Here is a 414-nt window from a genome sequence, read left to right on the forward strand (position 1 = left end):
GCCGTGTTTAGCCAGTTGCTGATCGGCGTGGCCTGAAATGCAGTCAACACTGTGGGAGCGGGCTTGCCCGCGAAAGCGGTCTGCCAGTGAAAAACAGGTTGGCTGATCCACCCCTATCGCAGGCAAGCCAGCTCCCACATTTGCAGCATGTTTAGCCAGCTGCTGACCGGCGTCGCCTGAAATGCAGTCAACACTGTGGGAGCGGGCTTGCTCGCGAAGGCGGTCTTTCAGTGAAAAAAGAGCTGACTGATGCACCGCTATCGCAGGCAAGCCAGCTCCCACATTTGGAGAGTGTTTAGTTAGCTGCTGATCGGCGTGGGCTGAAATGCATTCAAAACTGTGGGAGCGGGCTTGCTCGCGAAGGCGGTCTGTCAGTGAAAAACAGGTTGGCTGATCCACCGCTATCGCAGGCAA

Annotated in this window: 1 protein-coding gene; it reads right to left on the bottom strand. The window is 56.8% G+C overall.

Annotated elements, in window-relative coordinates; translation table 11 throughout:
* A partial coding sequence (locus AACV02_RS30945; RefSeq protein WP_218568296.1) for a hypothetical protein occupies positions 1–414 on the bottom strand: 414 nt, incomplete at both ends.

The sequence above is a fragment of the Pseudomonas sp. Larv2_ips genome (assembly GCF_963879675.1).
GTDB lineage: Bacteria > Pseudomonadota > Gammaproteobacteria > Pseudomonadales > Pseudomonadaceae > Aquipseudomonas.